15 protein-coding genes and 1 riboswitch are annotated in these 15,806 nt (G+C 38.3%); of the genes, 10 read left to right on the top strand and 5 right to left on the bottom strand.

Features of this window, described 5'->3' with window-relative positions; all coding sequences use genetic code 11:
* Nucleotides 1-116 precede the first annotated feature (116 nt).
* From mce to MKY76_RS14655, 6 genes are all read left to right on the top strand, one after another.
* On the top strand, nt 117-530 hold the full coding sequence (gene mce, locus MKY76_RS14680) for a methylmalonyl-CoA epimerase (RefSeq protein ID WP_004231207.1): 414 nt from the start codon (nt 117-119) through the stop codon (nt 528-530).
* A 5-nt stretch (nt 531-535) separates the two neighbouring features.
* Nucleotides 536-2,083 (top strand): acyl-CoA carboxylase subunit beta, encoded by a 1,548-nt coding sequence (locus MKY76_RS14675; RefSeq protein WP_009370220.1) that lies wholly within the window; start codon nt 536-538, stop codon nt 2,081-2,083.
* Nucleotides 2,084-2,189: 106 nt separating this feature from the next.
* Nucleotides 2,190-3,143 (top strand): hypothetical protein, encoded by a 954-nt coding sequence (locus MKY76_RS14670; RefSeq protein ID WP_066036220.1) that lies wholly within the window; start codon nt 2,190-2,192, stop codon nt 3,141-3,143.
* Between the two features lie 134 nt (nt 3,144-3,277).
* On the top strand, nt 3,278-4,393 hold the full coding sequence (locus MKY76_RS14665) for a M20/M25/M40 family metallo-hydrolase (RefSeq protein ID WP_048392312.1): 1,116 nt from the start codon (nt 3,278-3,280) through the stop codon (nt 4,391-4,393).
* A gap of 23 nt (nt 4,394-4,416) precedes the next feature.
* The gene (locus tag MKY76_RS14660; protein WP_004231214.1) at nt 4,417-4,905 is read left to right on the top strand and encodes a CheW domain-containing protein; all 489 of its coding nucleotides are present in this window, start codon (nt 4,417-4,419) and stop codon (nt 4,903-4,905) included.
* Nucleotides 4,906-5,042: 137 nt separating this feature from the next.
* Nucleotides 5,043-5,134, top strand: a riboswitch (cyclic di-GMP riboswitch).
* 43 nt (nt 5,135-5,177) lie between these two features.
* Nucleotides 5,178-6,059, top strand: a complete 882-nt coding sequence (locus tag MKY76_RS14655) for an amidase (RefSeq protein ID WP_342556793.1) — start codon at nt 5,178-5,180, stop codon at nt 6,057-6,059.
* Between the two features lie 45 nt (nt 6,060-6,104).
* Here MKY76_RS14655 and nspC read toward each other — a convergent pair whose 3' ends face one another.
* The 3 genes from nspC to MKY76_RS14640 form a co-directional block, all read right to left on the bottom strand.
* The gene (gene nspC / locus MKY76_RS14650) at nt 6,105-7,244 is read right to left on the bottom strand and encodes a carboxynorspermidine decarboxylase (protein WP_004231219.1); all 1,140 of its coding nucleotides are present in this window, start codon (nt 7,242-7,244) and stop codon (nt 6,105-6,107) included.
* Nucleotides 7,241-8,470: a saccharopine dehydrogenase family protein gene (locus MKY76_RS14645; RefSeq protein ID WP_048392314.1), complete on the bottom strand. Its 1,230-nt coding sequence runs from the start codon at nt 8,468-8,470 to the stop codon at nt 7,241-7,243. The genes nspC and MKY76_RS14645 overlap by 4 nt, the downstream gene beginning before the upstream one ends.
* A gap of 449 nt (nt 8,471-8,919) precedes the next feature.
* Complete coding sequence (locus MKY76_RS14640) at nt 8,920-9,126, bottom strand: hypothetical protein (RefSeq protein ID WP_004231223.1); 207 nt, start codon at nt 9,124-9,126, stop codon at nt 8,920-8,922.
* A 202-nt stretch (nt 9,127-9,328) separates the two neighbouring features.
* Here MKY76_RS14640 and MKY76_RS14635 point away from each other — a divergent pair, with 202 nt between their 5' ends.
* From MKY76_RS14635 to MKY76_RS14625, 3 genes are all read left to right on the top strand, one after another.
* Entirely contained in the window at nt 9,329-11,041 is a 1,713-nt protein-coding gene (locus MKY76_RS14635) for a methyl-accepting chemotaxis protein (protein WP_054549178.1), read from the top strand.
* A gap of 105 nt (nt 11,042-11,146) precedes the next feature.
* Entirely contained in the window at nt 11,147-11,875 is a 729-nt protein-coding gene (locus tag MKY76_RS14630) for a hypothetical protein (protein WP_241489970.1), read from the top strand.
* Between the two features lie 102 nt (nt 11,876-11,977).
* Nucleotides 11,978-12,610, top strand: a complete 633-nt coding sequence (locus tag MKY76_RS14625) for a LysE family transporter (protein ID WP_048392317.1) — start codon at nt 11,978-11,980, stop codon at nt 12,608-12,610.
* A gap of 30 nt (nt 12,611-12,640) precedes the next feature.
* Here MKY76_RS14625 and MKY76_RS14620 read toward each other — a convergent pair whose 3' ends face one another.
* Together MKY76_RS14620 and MKY76_RS14615 are read right to left on the bottom strand one after the other, a co-directional pair.
* The gene (locus MKY76_RS14620; RefSeq protein WP_112118333.1) at nt 12,641-13,690 is read right to left on the bottom strand and encodes a Cj0069 family protein; all 1,050 of its coding nucleotides are present in this window, start codon (nt 13,688-13,690) and stop codon (nt 12,641-12,643) included.
* Nucleotides 13,691-13,850: 160 nt separating this feature from the next.
* Nucleotides 13,851-14,768 carry a DMT family transporter gene (locus MKY76_RS14615; RefSeq protein ID WP_259419678.1) on the bottom strand — a complete coding sequence of 306 codons (918 nt, stop codon included), beginning with the start codon at nt 14,766-14,768 and terminating at the stop codon, nt 13,851-13,853.
* Between the two features lie 106 nt (nt 14,769-14,874).
* On the opposite strand from MKY76_RS14615, the gene MKY76_RS14610 reads away from it, so the two are divergent.
* Nucleotides 14,875-15,768 (top strand): AraC family transcriptional regulator, encoded by an 894-nt coding sequence (locus MKY76_RS14610; protein WP_312125410.1) that lies wholly within the window; start codon nt 14,875-14,877, stop codon nt 15,766-15,768.
* Nucleotides 15,769-15,806 lie beyond the last annotated feature (38 nt).

Here is a 15,806-nt window from a genome sequence, read left to right as displayed (position 1 = left end):
CGCTCCTTCTTTTCTTATAAATAGTTTAGCAAATCTGAAAAATTTCTCAAGTAGTAGAGTTTTGACAAAAAAGTCTGTAAAATAGAGTATGTACCATAACAGAAGGAGATGTCACCATGGAGAAAGTAGACCATATTGGGATTGCAGTGCGCGATCTTGATGAACGCATTACATATTATACAGAAACTTTGGGCTTAAAGTTGATGAAAGTGGAAGAAGTAGAATCTCAACAGGTTCGTGTGGCATTTATCGATGCAGGGAACGTGAAAATCGAGCTATTAGAACCAATGAGTGATAAAAGTGCCATCCATGGTTTTATTGAAAAACGTGGAGAAGGAATTCATCATGTTGCGTTTGGTGTGACGGGAATTCGTGAACGAATGGCAGAGCTTCGTGAAAAAGGTGTACGTCTCTTATCCGAAGAGCCAGGGCCAGGTGCTGGAGGGGCAGAGGTTGCGTTTATGCATCCTAAATCCTCATTTGGGGTGTTATATGAATTATGTGATAAAAGTGGAAAAGGGGATAAGTGATTAGTATGGATATGTTCGACAAAATCAATGACTTGTATGACCGTAAAACGGTAATTGAACTTGGTGGTGGCTATGATCGCATCGATAAGCAGCATGAGAAGGGGAAACTTACTGCTCGTGAGCGTATAGACTTGTTGCTAGACGAAGGTACATTTTTCGAAATCAACCCATTTATTACACATCGTACAGTAGACTTCGGCATGGAAAAAATGGAGGGACCTGGTGATGGTGTCGTAACTGGATTCGGTAAAATTAACGGACGTCCAGTATACTTATTCTCTCAAGATTTCACAGTGTTTGGTGGGGCGCTTGGTGAAATGCATGCGAAAAAAATGGCAACAGTGATGGATCTAGCTGCTAAAAATGGTACACCATTTATCGGCATCAATGACTCAGGCGGTGCACGTATTCAAGAGGGTGTTCTTTCATTAGATGGCTATGGTCATATCTTCTACCGAAATGCCATTTATTCTGGTGTGATTCCACAAATCTCTGTGATTATGGGACCTTGTGCTGGTGGAGCTGTTTATTCTCCAGCTATTACTGACTTTATTCTAATGGTGGATAAGACATCTCAAATGTTCATTACAGGACCTAAAGTAATCGAAACGGTAACAGGAGAGAAAATTTCTGCTGAAGATTTAGGTGGTTCGAAAGTAAATAATGCGGTCAGTGGGAATGCTCATTTCCGTGCTCCTTCTGAAGAGGCAGCGATTGATGAAATTAAAAAACTATTAAGCTACTTACCACAAAACAATAAAGAAAAGGCACCTCGTCAAGCTAGACCTGAAGGGGATGACTACCGTCCAGAAATCGTAGATACAGTACCAATCGAAACAACACGTCCATATGATGTACGTAAAGTTGTTGAGCAAGTAGTGGATGAAGGTTCGTTCATGGAAGTACATGCAGAGTTTGCTAAAAACGTAGTAGTCGGTTTTGCACGTATTGCTGGCGAATCAGTTGGACTTGTTTGTAACCAACCAAAAGTTCTTGCTGGTGGCTTAGATATCGATTCTTCTGATAAAGCTGCTCGTTTCATTCGTACTTGTGATGCATACAATATCCCAATCATCACATTTGAAGACGTTTCTGGCTTCTTCCCAGGTGTTAAACAAGAACATGGTGGTATTATTCGTCATGGTGCGAAAATTCTTTATGCTTACTCAGAAGCGACTGTTCCAAAAATTACAGTGATTTTACGTAAAGCTTATGGAGGCGCTTACGTTGCCTTAAACTCTAAATCAATTGGTGCTGACCTTGTATTTGCATGGCCAAATGCTGAAATTGCTGTTATGGGTGCTGCTGGCGCAGCTAACATCATTTTTGCCCGTGAAATTGCAAAATCAGATGACCCAGAAGCAACTCGTGCAGCAAAAATCGAAGAATATAAAGAGAAATTTGCTAACCCATATGTTGCAGCATCTCGCGGTATGGTAGACGACGTAATCGATCCACGAGATACACGTATCAAGCTGATTCAAGGACTTGATATGCTGTCAAACAAACATGAAACACGTCCAGAGAAAAAGCACGGTAATATTCCTCTATAATAGTCATACAAGCCTAGCAGCTCAAAAGTTGCTAGGTTTTTCATTGCCAAAAAGTGAAACATTTTTGTATGTCATCCGTACTGATAGATATGAGGAGTTGAGATGAATGGAATGGCAGCAATTACAAACAGAGCAAGAAAAGATTCATGCACAACTTAGAAAAGCATCTAGATTAAACGAACAAAATCAGTTAATTGATGGGCAAATTAAACATACACAACAGGAAATAGACACTCATACAGCAGCACTCCACCAAATTCGATCCAAACTTGATAAATTGGATGGTTTCTCGTTTATGAATATGATTCGTACGTGGACAGGGCAGCAAGATGAACTGAGGGCAGAAAAAATTGATAAGGCGGCAGTACTTGAATTAAAGCTGAATGAAGCAAAGAAAATGCAAAATGATTTAGCAGAGGACAACGTGCAAGTGATGAATCAGCTTGCCCAGATTGATGAAAATGCGCTACAGCAATCACTTCAACAGGTCTACCTTAAAAAGAAGAAATATTTACAGATTCATGATGCTGCCCAAGCAGAAAGGCTAGAGCATTTAGCACATGAGGAAATGCTAACAAAGCAGCTCATTAGAGAAATTAAAGAGGCGGAGGAAGCGGGAGAAGTAGCTCTTACAAGGCTAGGGCAAGCAGCAGCTTCATTACATTCGGCCAATGGATATTCCACATGGGATACATTTTTTGGCGGTGGGCTGATTGCTACGCACTTAAAGCATGATGCACTCGATCAGTCTGAAAACTATTTACATAGTGCTCAAATTGCGTTACAACGGTTTCATAATGAATTATTAGATGTTCATGAAATGTCTACGAAATCGCTGCATATTGAAACAGATGGGTTTGTTAAGTTTGCTGATTACTTTTTTGATGATATTTTTTCAGCATGGTCTGTTCATTCTAAAATCTCGACAGCAAGGGAACAGGTCTCGCGTGTTCAAGATGATGTACATAATACGATTTGGCGCTTACAGGATAAACATAATAAAGCTGTCAACTACCTACAATCATTAGAAAAAGAAAAAGAGCTTATTTTCAATGACTAGGGAAAGTCTGAGATTTTTCTCAGACTTTTTATTTTGGTAGTATTGTTCAATGATTTCAACTCTTCTGACGTTGTGCTAAAATGATACATATACTATAACGTGGAAATACACGTAAACTAAGGGAGTTTTACAACATGACAAGTCGTTTAGTAGAAGAGTTTTTTGAGCTCGTACAAATTGATTCGGAAACAAAACATGAACAACTAATAGCACCAATTCTTGTAGATAAGTTAACTGCACTTGGATTTTCAGTGATTCAAGACGATGCACATACGCGTAATGGACATGGGGCAGGTAATATTATTGCCACATTAAAAGGCACATTGGATGTAGAGCCAATCTATTTCACTTCTCATATGGATACTGTCGTTCCAGGAAAAGGCATCAAACCGTCTTTACGTGAAGATGGCTATATCGTATCAGATGGTACGACGATTTTAGGTGCCGATGATAAAGCAGGACTAGCTGCTCTATTTGAGATGGTCAAACGTTTGAAAGAGCAAAATATTGCACATGGCGATATTGAATTTATTATTACGGCTGGTGAAGAAAGTGGCCTTGTTGGCGCTAAAGAGTTAGATCCAGCTAACATTAAAGCAAAATATGGATTTGCGGTTGATAGCGATGGCAAAGTTGGTGGTATCGTGACAGCAGCACCATTCCAAGCGAAAATTTTCACAAAGATTATTGGAAAAACGGCACATGCAGGGGTTGCTCCTGAAAAGGGCATTTCTGCCATAACAGTCGCATCAAAATGCATTGCTCAAATGAAACTAGGTCGTTTAGATGAAGAAACAACAGCGAATATTGGGCGTTTTGAAGGTGGACAAGCGACGAATATTGTTTGTGACGAAGTGACAATCCTTGCAGAAGCACGCTCTATAGACAAAGCTAAATTGGATGCGCAAACAAAGCATATGCAAGATACGTTTGAACAAGTAGCTGCTTCTTTAGGCGCACGTGCAGAGGTAGAAGTGAAGCTAATGTATCCAGGCTTCCGTGTAACGGAATCTGATAAAGTAGTTCAGGTAGCTATGGCTGCTGCACGCAATATTGATCGTACACCGACACTAGGCATTTCTGGTGGAGGCTCAGATGCAAACGTCATCGCAGGCTTTGGTATTCCTACAGTTAATTTATCTGTTGGATACGAGGATATCCATACAACAAATGAAAAAATACCAGTAGAAGAACTTGAAAAATTAGCAGATTTACTAGTAGAAATCGTCAAAGAATCGGCGAAAAACTAACAGTCGAATAAGGATGTGACCCTATGGAAAGTGTCAAAGCAGTCGTTTTTGCTTGTGGGACAGAGGAGTATGCTGTACCTGTGGAGCAAGCGATTTCAATTGAAAAATTAGAGCAAGTAACACCTATTCCTCATTTACCTAACTATCTTCTAGGCTTTACAAGAATTCGCGGTGAGCTTGTACCTGTTCTTGATTTTGAACGCATACTGTACAATCGTTCATCGAATACAGCAACTGCTCGTATCATTGTGTTGAATACAGATGTTGTTAATTATGGATTACTTGTTACAGAAGCACGTGAAATTCTTGATTTCGATGAATCAGTACTTCAGCAATTGGGTCTAGTCAATTATAGTAAAACACGCTATTTTACTGCGGTAGCTAATCTTGAAAATCGAATGATAACATATGTTGATCCAAAAATACTGGTTAATTCATTAGAGGGCATTCGAGAAATTATCGATTATTTACACAAAATGCTTGAAAATGAAAAGGAAAACGTAGAGGCTTAAGTACTCTACGTTTTTTTATGTTTGAATAGTAAATTTAACCTGTATTTTGTCGTTTTTACCTGATCATACATGTGACAATTATGCATTATACCTACAGACAAACAATTACTAACCGCGTATGATAATGATTAAGAAAAAACTGAAAAAGGCAAACTTCACCGAAAGGGAGGGACGCAAAGCCATGAGTCTAAACACTATAATTTCAGTGCAAGATTGTCAGGTTGCCAGGTTCTGTTCTAGGAGCCGTGGCGAGTAGAATGGAGTTAGTTCGTATGAAGAGACAATTAAAAGTATGGACCGCACTAATCGTCATCATGATTAGTTCATTAGCTTTATCAAGTGGAAAGGTTGATGCCATGTCTATACAGGAAAAGGCTACTTGGCTGTGGGATACATCCCTCATCATTGATGACCAAGAAAAAATATTATTATTTTTAGAACATAACGATGTCAATAAAGTTTATCTGCAAATCGATCAAGGCATAGCGAGCAATGACTATAAGCATTTTATTAGTAACGCTTCTCACAGAGGTATTCGCATTTATGCATTGGATGGTGCTGCAAGCTGGGTTTCAGCTGAGGGTAGTCGAAGCCAAGACGAATTGTTTAATTGGTTACATACATATAATGAGAATTCAACTGAATCTGAGCAATTTTCTGGGGTTCATCTTGATGTAGAACCTTATTTAAATAGTGAATGGAGCTTACATCAAGCACAAACGATAGAATCCTATCAAACACTAATAATGAAAGCAAGTGAGAAAGCAAGTCAGTTACAACTTACTTTAGAAGTAGATATGCCATTTTGGTTTGATGAAGTTCAGTATAATAACCAATTTGGAAAAGGGTTATTAGCTGATTGGGTCATTGACCATGTGGATAGTGTGACGATCATGGCCTATCGTGATGCTGCAAAAGATATTATCTCTATTGTAGAACATGAAATCGCTTATGCTTCCACTGTGAATAAATCAATTGTAATTGGTGTAGAAACAGGCGCTTCAGAGGAAGGGGAAAATATTACTTTTTATGATAATGGAGAAGCCTTTATGAATGAACAGCTTATACTTGTTCAGCAACATTTTTCAAATAACGATGCTTTTCATGGAGTAGCCATTCATTATGTGGAGAATTGGATGACCATGCGTCCATAAAAAAAGTCCTTCCAGTGTTAAACTGGAAGGGCTTTTCTATTGGTATTAGGACAGTCGACCACTGTAGTCCTCGAATTTAAATTCACGAATGACTTTAATACCTTCTTCATCATTATAAGAAACGATAGATGGTAAGTTGACACCGTTAAACATATGGTTTTTCACCATTGAATAATGAGCCATATCTGTGAATACAAGACGATCACCTGGTTTTAATGGCTGTTCAAACGAATAATCGCCAATCACATCACCAGCTAGACATGTTAGTCCGCCTAAGCGATATGTGTGTGCTAATTCATTTGCTTGTCCAGAACCAATAATCATTGGACGGTAAGGCATTTCAAGTACATCAGGCATGTGACATGTTGCTGATGTATCTAAAATAGCAAGATCCATTCCATTTTCTTGAATATCTAGCACCGTTGCTACTAAATAGCCTGTATTAAGGGCTACTGCTTCACCTGGCTCAAGATAAACAAGCAGGTTATACTTTTCTTGAATATAATTAATGATGTTCACAAGTTTTTCTACATCATAATCATCACGTGTAATATGGTGACCGCCACCGAAGTTTAACCATTTCATTTGGTGTAAAACATCACCAAATTTTTCCTCAACTACTTCAATAATACGCTCTAATGTATCAGAATTTTGTTCACACATCGCATGGAAGTGTAAGCCATCGATACCATCAAGCTGTGATTTATCAAAGTTAGCCAATGTTGTACCAAGGCGAGAGTTTGTGTAACAAGGATCATAAAGAGCTGTTTCAATTTCAGAGTATTCAGGATTCACACGAATACCACATTCAATTGTTTTACCAGCAGATTTAACTTTATCCTTGAACTGAGCCCATTGGTTAAATGAGTTAAATACGATGTGGTCCACATAGCCTAGAAGCTCGTCCATTTCATGCTCAATATAAGCAGGTGCATAAACGTGAACTTCTTTGCCCATTTTTTCATAGCCAAGACGTGCCTCATGCAGTGAGCTAGATGTAATGCCCGCTAAATATTCCCCTACTAGTGGGAATGTTGAATGCATAGAGAAGCCTTTAAGGGCTAATAAAATGCGGCAGCCTGTTCGATCTTGAATTGATTTTAAAAGCTCAAGATTCTTTGTTAATAATCGCTCATCCACTACATAAGAAGGGGATGGAACTTTTGAAAAATCAATTGGTTTCATCGGCTTAATTCCTTTGCATCTAAATCAAGGTCTAATAATTCTGGGTTATGGCTTTCTTGCCACGGTAGACCCCATTTATTTAGTGCATCCATGAATGGATCTGGATTGAAATCTTCCACATTCCATACACCTGGTTTACGCCATTCACCGTTCATCACAAGCATTGCACCGATCATAGCTGGTACGCCAGTTGTGTAAGAAATCGCTTGTGAACCAACCTCGTTGTAGCACTCTTCGTGGTCACATACGTTGTACACATAGTACGTTTTTTCTTTGCCATCTTTTAGACCGCGAATGATACAACCGATGTTTGTTTTACCTTTTGTACGTGGTCCAAGTGAAGCTGGATCTGGTAATACCGCTTTAAGGAAATGGATTGGTTGAATCATTTGCCCTTCGAATTCGATTGGCTCAATTGATGTCATACCTACGTTTTCTAACACTTTTAAGTGTGTTAAGTATTTTTCAGAGAACGTCATCCAGAAGCGGATTTGTTTTAAACCTTTGATATTTTTTGCAAGGGATTCAAGCTCTTCATGGTATAGAAGGTAAATATCTTTTGGTCCGATTTCAGGTAGGTTATACACTTCTTTTTTCTCAAGTGGTGCAGTTTCAATCCACTCGCCTTCTTTCCAGTAACGACCATTCGCTGTAATTTCACGAATGTTAATTTCTGGGTTGAAGTTTGTTGCGAAATGATATCCATGATCTCCCGCATTGGCATCCACGATATCGATATAGTGGATTTCATCAAATTCATGTTTTTGTGCATGAGCTGTGAAAACGCCTGTTACACCTGGGTCAAAACCGCTTCCAAGTAATGCAGTTAAGCCAGCTTTTTCAAACTTCTCTTTATAAGCCCATTGCCATTTATATTCAAATTTTGCCGTTTCAGGTGGCTCGTAGTTTGCAGTATCCACATAGTGCACACCTGTCGCTAAGCAAGCATCCATAATCGTTAAGTCCTGATAAGGTAGAGCCACGTTAATCACTACATCTGGTCCGAAAGCTTTAATAAGCTCAATAACCTCTTCTGTATTGTCTGCGTCTACCTGTGCAGTATGAATTTTTGTTTTTCCGCCATCTAGTTTTTCTTTTAGAGCGTCACATTTTGAAACAGTTCTACTTGCGATACAAATTTCCTCAAATACGTCCGAATTTTGAACACACTTGTGTACCACAACACTGGCAACTCCGCCAGCTCCGATAATCAATGCTTTACCCAATTGTCTACCCCCAAGTTCATATAAAGTATTGTCAAACAAGCTGATTATACAGAAAATTGATATACTACTCAATCATTGTTTTAAAATTTTCTACAAAAAATTTTATTTTTCTACAACAATTAGACGTATAAGGAGGGGAATGCCTCGGAAAAGAAGGGAATCATGAATAAATCTACAACGCCATTTTAGTAAAAATAGAGGAAAATTGCTGTTGTATAGACCTAAATAATTGGTGAAGTTATATCACAATTCATCCAAGATACTACGACATCAAGTAAATATTTTTCTAAATGAATGTTTTGACATAGTATCTCTACCGATTGACGATTTGATACCAACTACTAAATCATTTCTACTAACTTTACATAAAAAAATCCCTCTACATATAGAAAGGGAAGGAACCACATTAAACGTGCTACAGGTATCTGTGTACTGGAAAATGATGCATATTATTTCAGAAAACGATTGGATACTTGTTGTTTTTCTTCCCCCCATATATAGAAGAAAACCACAAGCAAAGTACTAAAAAAACCCATCACAAGAGCATACGTACTGAGGGCTACTCCCACTTGACTTTGCATGGCATAAATAAAAATGGCCCCTATTGTTAACAAGTTGCCTGTAACAATCGATACTAGATGAAAGCGTTTATTCATAGCAAGCCCTCCTATTAGATGAATTGGTAATGCTCAGGATTTAAGATAATTAACTTCAATTATCGCACAATTCAGAACTTTTTCCAATGTTTTTATCTTACTAGAATAATTAAAGATGCTTTTTTAATACATCTTTTTGTAGTATGATGAAACACAAAAGGAATATTCATAGATTATTACAAGAAAGGGGAGAGGATGGATCGTGAAATTACGCAATTCATTAACTTTTCAACTTGGGACGATTATCGCTGGTATTTTAGTGGTGATGCTAGGGATTACTTCGTTCGCTACATACATAACTGCTTACAATAAACTTTATGATGCTGCTGGTGTTGAGGCCTATGGCTGTGCCAATATTACGACAGGTTTGATCAATCCGCAACAATTGGACAAGGCCATTCAAGGCGACAAGGCTGTACAGGAAAGCATTGGGAACGATTTGAACTGGACAACAGGTCATAAAGATATTTTCCAAACACAATATATTTTATCGTTGGATGGCACATTATTAGCGCTTGATGATCATTTGGCTGAAAAAGGTTATGCCCCTGGTGATCAATTTTATTTAGATAAAGAAGCTATTGATATGTTGCTTACGCATAAGCATCCAACATACTCACAGCCTTATACCTATGCAGGAATGGACCGTTTATCTGGCTATGCCCCTATTTTTAAAGACCATGATTCCAGTAAAGAAATTATTGCCATTAGTGTCATCGACTTTGATGCTAATATCGTGAAGGAGCGAACATGGGATGTTGTACGAAATGGGATTTTAATTAGTATTTTCCCTATGCTAATTGCTTCCATCATTACAGGCTTTTTAATTCGTCGTAAAGTAAGACCGATTAGTGTGCTGATTCAGCAGGCGAAAGAAATTGCCAATGGTAATTTAGCTGTACCTGAAACAAAAATTAACAGTAAAGATGAAGTAGCGGATTTAGCGAATACATTAAATCGAATGACAGCTAATTTACAAAATATGATTATGACGATGCGTTCCACTTCTAACACTTTAACGAATAACGCAGATGAAACCGCTTCCACCCTGAACGATATGAGCAATACCATTCAAGGTGTCGCTAATAATATCGAAGAGGTAACAAGTGCCGTGACGGCAGGGATGCACCATGCTGAAAATGCGACAGATGTTCTTACTTCTTTAGCGCAGGACCTTCAAATGATTCAAAGCAATACCAATAACAGTGCTGATAATGCTAGACAAACGATGGAATTAGCAACAGAGGGTGAGCGACTAGCAAAAGATATAAGCAATGATATGGCATTAATCCACAGCGGATCGGGTGAGGTACAACAAACAGTAGAAAACTTGGTTACATCTGCAACCAAAATTCAAACGATTACAACGTCTATTGCAAACATCGCATCACAAACAAATTTGCTAGCACTGAATGCTTCCATTGAAGCGGCTAGAGCAGGGGAGCATGGCAAAGGCTTTGCTATTGTTGCTGAGGAAGTACGGAAGCTTGCTGAGCAATCTAATCAAGAGGTATTGCAAGTTGAACAGCTTATTCAGGATATAATGAAGCATGTGCAGCAGGTCATGTCATCTACGAATGATAATACGCAATATATTGAAAAAGGAACAGAGACAGTACGTCTAACCGCACAATCTTTAGGAAATATTTCTACAGCAGTGGCTGCAACAGTAGAAGAAATGATTACCATTTCTAATGCTATGACCGCTGAAAACGAAAAATCTACACGTATTGTGCAGATGATTCAACAATTAACAGAATCTATTCGTGATATAGAAGAAACGATGAATATGATTACTGTCGCAGCACAGCAAACAACTGCAAGCATTGATGAGGTGGCACATGGCTCTAATGAAACAAATCACATGGCACACACACTCGAACAGCATGTAAAGGCGTTTAAATTAAAAGAATAATAGAAAGATTAGGACATGTTGGCTTTTGCTTATACTACTTAAATGGTAAACTAGCAATAAGATTTTTCTTTTGCGAAGGTGAGGATTTTAATGGTGGTAAAACAAATGAACGAGCAAGTTCAACAAGTTAATGACTTATTTTTGAGTGGTCAAGTAAAGGAAAGTTATCAACTAGCTAAAGAAATATTGGGCAATGATACAGCGATCGCAGAAGAGGTTTATCAAGTCATTCAGCAGCATGTGGCAATGCTAGAGGCAAATGGGTATGCAAATATGCCTCAGCCTACTGATGACAAAGCAAAGCAAAGTGTGGAACGTACAGATGGTTCGTATCCAGAACGAGATGTTCTCGCAGCTTATATAGGTAGTCAGGATGATGAGCAATTTGGTAAAGTGGTCGATGAATTATTAGCAGGACCTATAGAAGCGCAGGCGAACGCCTACTATACAATGGCAGAATATTATGTCCTTGCAAAAGAACAGGATAAGGCATCAGTACAGTATGCGGAGGCAATCAAATTGCAGCCTAATAAGGCATTGTATTGGGGAGCATTTGCACAGTTTTTAAATCGTCACGAAGGTAGCCCTTATTTGGCATTAAGACTGATTGAAGAAGCAATACTCCTAGATGGAATGAATCCTCGTTGGCACTATATTCAAGGTAATATATTTTTCCAGCTAGTAGCAGCGACAAAAAATTTAAGCTATTTACCTGCCTTGGAAGAAGCATGGGAGAAAGCTAAAAAACGTTGTACAGCTAAGCAGGTCACATTGAAATTGGATTTGGAGAAGTCAAAAGATTTGTTAGCGCAATGGAAAAAGCAAATGCTCTAACAGGTATCTATTAATAATTATTTCCTTCCAAGTATAATTATGCTATAGTGAAACCATAAACGGACGTATGAAGCTTATCGATGACATGAAAGAAGTGTTTTTTTGAGTTTATATGTAGCGTATGTATTGGTAGGACTTGCCATTGCCATGCCTGTAGGAGCTATTACAGTAGAAATGACAAAGCAAGGACTCAAAAATGGTTTTATGCACGGCTGGGCAGTTGGACTTGGTGGCATGACCATTGATATTGTATTGGTTTTTGCTTTGTATATGGGACTAGCTTCCATCTTGGCTATGCCTTTAATTCAACTACCTATGTGGATTATTGGAGCGGGCTTTTTATTCTTGTTAGGCTATGATTCTATCAAGAACGCTGACCATGATATTACATTGGCAGGAGAAAAAGTAACCAAATCGTTTTTTGCCTCTTATTTTAACGGCTTACTAGTGGCCATTTCGCCTGGTAATCTTGTTTTTTGGGTCAACGTATTTGGTGTGGTGCTAGCAAAATCTTATGGACAAGGGGAGTCAACGAGCTTTTTAATTATTGCTGCTGGTGTTTTAAGTGGAATTTTACTCCACGATATCGGTTTGCTGACCATTGTCTCGGTTACTCGTAAAGCTATGAATCGGAAGATGATTCGGACATTTACCATTGTCGCAGGATTCTTATTGATTGGTTTTGCTTGTTATTTTATCTATGAATTTATACAAGGAATTAAGATTTATATATGAAAAGTGCGATCTCTAAAGATCGCACTTTTTTTATTGCGCAATAGCCTCAGTATGCTCTTTTAAACAAGCTAAAATTTCTTCTGCTACTTCATGTGCTAATGCTAGTTCTGAAGTAAAGCCAACACAAGAACAATTCATCTCACCTAAAATATAGCAATCTTCTCCGACTTCATTGGTATCTAGCATAAAGTCGGCTGTCCAGATTAGCGGTAAATCATAATTGCCTAGTAGGTTTGTTACTTGAGGGAGCTGCTTTAAAAAGTTTTGTACCAGCTCTTGCCAGTCTTCAGGTTTGTCATAGCGATATTGAGCGCCAGAGAATAGAGTTGCACTAAAGGCATCCTCGGTAGCAGCTGGTTTTTTATGTACGACGTGTACAGGATGATCGCGCAACATGAATAAGCGGATTTCGCCTTCTGTAATCCTTGGAAGAAAGCGCATATCGATTAACATACCATTCGTCCCTGTAATATACTGCTCACAAAATGTCATAAAGTCGCCAAGCTGCCAATATTCTACATGATTGTCTTTTGCTTCAGTACATTTGATTTGTGCATCAAGTGGCACTTCAGTGATACCCTCTGCTAGCGGTTCCACCAATTTTACACGCCAAATACCTTCTCCAGTTGAACCACGATTTTGCTTCAAAACACGCTCTGTTAAGGCTAAGGAAGTAGGGAATTGTTTTTTGAATGCTTCGATTGTGTAGTAGGCAAATGTATCATCAGGTACTAAATTTGTTGTCGTCAGTTTTGATAATACGTCTTTTGAACCATAGCTAATCATGGCGTCTGGATGTGGCATCCCTATAACGCCAGCTTGGCATAGCTCTCGTAGCATAGCAAAGTACTCATCCTCATGCTGTAAGTTGCCTGGGTTAATACGAGATACATAGGCAATACCATGTTCCTTAACATAGTGAAAGATTTCCTGCTTTTTTGTGATATCAAAGAAGAGTACCTCTGCATCCTGTCCACGTTGCTGTAGCGCTTCCACCATTGGCATTGTATCTGGGCGATAGCCATCTGGGCCTTTATCTGTGCCGCCTTCCACCTCGAAAAAAATAACTTTTTTATCCATAAAATACCTCCTTATATCTGTTGTTATGTTCAGTATAGTAGACAAATAAGGAGAAAAGATAGATAAAATATGTAAATTTTATGTATAAATTCATATATTACTATCTCGGTAATAGGAGGTATTGACTATTAAAGTTCATAACTCTCTTAATTTTCTGTTTTCAAGCTTGCTTTTTCTGAAATACTGTAAGGTATAAAATCATAAGAAGAATTAGCAATGTACCAATAAACTGATAGCCACCAAAAGCAATCTTTAACCACCAAACACTTGTGATGACAGCCATTAATGGTTCAAGACTACCTAGTAGGCTTGACTCCTTTGGTGAAAGATAGTGCAAGCTAGCAATATAAAACCAAAAAGCGAGCATTGTCCCAAAAATAACAATAAAGAGAAAATAGGCAATGGTTGAAAACGTCCAATCAGATAGATCGATAGCCCATGGTGGGTGAGCTATACTCATAACTATACCACCGATGATCATCGACCAGCCGACAACTAGTAATGAATGGAATTGCTGTAAAAGTGGGATGGCATAAATGGTATAAAATGCAACAGAAAGACCAGATAAGATACCCCATAACACAGCCATTAAAGGAACGGACAATGTTGAAAAAGAACCGTTTGTTAATAATAAAAAGGTCCCCACAAGTGTAAGTGACACAGCTATACCATCCTGCTTTGTCAATGGACTTTGCCTCGTTAGAAAGTAATAAGCCATGATAAACAGTGGTGCTAAATATTGCAATAATGTGGCTACAGCTGAATTACCAATAGCGATTGACATCATATAGGTGTATTGGACAGCAAGCATGCCAAGTAGGCTAAATAAAATTTGTCTAAAAGCATTTTGCTTTGTGCGCCATATGACGAAAATGGATTCATGCCGATGGGTCATTTTATATATAGCTATTAGTAACAGACCTGCTAAAAGTAAACGACTAGAAACAAGCCAGCCGACCTCTAAATTGTCCTGCTGAAATAGTCGTTGGGCAACGGTCCCTCCGATTCCCCAGAAACTTGCTCCAAGAATAACTAGTAGAAAGCCCAGTGTACGTTTATTTTGGATAATTTGATTCATCTGTTTACATCTCCTAAACTATCAATATAAGATGATTATAAAGTGATTAAGTGGAAATAAATATCGATTTAATCCAATAAAATATCAATATATTGAGGTGTTAGAGATGCCGTTAACACATATTAAAATTGCCAAGGATTTACAAGAATTAACCTTGCATGGAACAAAAGAATTTCCAGTTGCCTTGTATGAAACGGTTATGCGATTAGAAAGCATGGATTTTCTACCTCTCCATTGGCATAAAGAAATACAATTTGTTTTGATAAAAAAGGGATGTGCTCAGTATCGAGTGGGGACGGACGTTTTTGTTTTGAACCAAGGTGAGGGGCTCTTTATTAATGCCTCTGGATTACATGAAGCAAAGCCTTATCAAATTGAGCAAGCGATCGTTTATTGTGTAAATGTAGATCCAAAGTTAATGGGGGGGCATGAGGGCAGTATCTTTTTCTCAAAATATGTAGAACCGTATATTACAAGTAATCGAATACCTTATGTCAAACTAACAGGAGAGTTGGCACAGAAAGTAGCAACGATTGCGGAATTAATGCGAGAGCAAACCGCTTTTTTTGAGTTAAAGGTACGGAGAGAGCTTCTATTTATTTGGGAATCCATGCTAACCCAATCCTTATTGACAGAACAAATAATGGATTCTGCCACTATTGTGCAGCATGAACGAGCAAAAGCTATGCTAGATTTTTTACATGCACATTATCAGCAGAAAATAGCATTAGAAGATTTAGCTAGCCATGTGTATATAAGTCGCGCTGAATGTAGTCGTTTTTTTAAGAAAATAGTGGGCATGACACCGTTTACCTATTTATGCCAATATCGACTGCGCAAAAGCATAGAATTATTGAAAGGTAATGAGCTATCGATAACAGAAATAGCTGTTAATACAGGCTTTAGTACCGTCAGTTATTATATTGAAAAGTTTAAAGAATACACTGGCTATCCGCCACATGTTTATCGTAAGAAGTTTTTAAGTGTGAAAAATAATTGAACGTGAATGGAAATAGGACCATCTTTTATTCTCAAATT

Source organism: Lysinibacillus sp. FSL P4-0201 (assembly GCF_038593425.1).
In the GTDB taxonomy this organism is placed as follows: Bacteria; Bacillota; Bacilli; order Bacillales_A; family Planococcaceae; genus Lysinibacillus; species Lysinibacillus capsici.
Note: the sequence above shows the minus strand (reverse complement) of the source record. Positions and strands in the feature narration are given on the sequence as shown.

Excerpts from the sequence above, each read along its gene's own strand:
- mce (WP_004231207.1), top strand. The coding sequence starts at position 117 with ATGGAGAAAGTAGACCATATTGGGATTGCAGTGCGCGATCTTGATGAA.
- MKY76_RS14675 (WP_009370220.1), top strand. The coding sequence starts at position 536 with ATGGATATGTTCGACAAAATCAATGACTTGTATGACCGTAAAACGGTA.
- MKY76_RS14670 (WP_066036220.1), top strand. The coding sequence starts at position 2,190 with ATGGAATGGCAGCAATTACAAACAGAGCAAGAAAAGATTCATGCACAA.
- MKY76_RS14665 (WP_048392312.1), top strand. The coding sequence starts at position 3,278 with ATGACAAGTCGTTTAGTAGAAGAGTTTTTTGAGCTCGTACAAATTGAT.
- MKY76_RS14660 (WP_004231214.1), top strand. The coding sequence starts at position 4,417 with ATGGAAAGTGTCAAAGCAGTCGTTTTTGCTTGTGGGACAGAGGAGTAT.
- MKY76_RS14655 (WP_342556793.1), top strand. The coding sequence starts at position 5,178 with ATGAAGAGACAATTAAAAGTATGGACCGCACTAATCGTCATCATGATT.
- nspC (WP_004231219.1), bottom strand. The coding sequence starts at position 7,244 with ATGAAACCAATTGATTTTTCAAAAGTTCCATCCCCTTCTTATGTAGTG.
- MKY76_RS14640 (WP_004231223.1), bottom strand. The coding sequence starts at position 9,126 with ATGAATAAACGCTTTCATCTAGTATCGATTGTTACAGGCAACTTGTTA.
- MKY76_RS14630 (WP_241489970.1), top strand. The coding sequence starts at position 11,147 with ATGAACGAGCAAGTTCAACAAGTTAATGACTTATTTTTGAGTGGTCAA.
- MKY76_RS14620 (WP_112118333.1), bottom strand. The coding sequence starts at position 13,690 with ATGGATAAAAAAGTTATTTTTTTCGAGGTGGAAGGCGGCACAGATAAA.
- MKY76_RS14615 (WP_259419678.1), bottom strand. The coding sequence starts at position 14,768 with ATGAATCAAATTATCCAAAATAAACGTACACTGGGCTTTCTACTAGTT.
- MKY76_RS14610 (WP_312125410.1), top strand. The coding sequence starts at position 14,875 with ATGCCGTTAACACATATTAAAATTGCCAAGGATTTACAAGAATTAACC.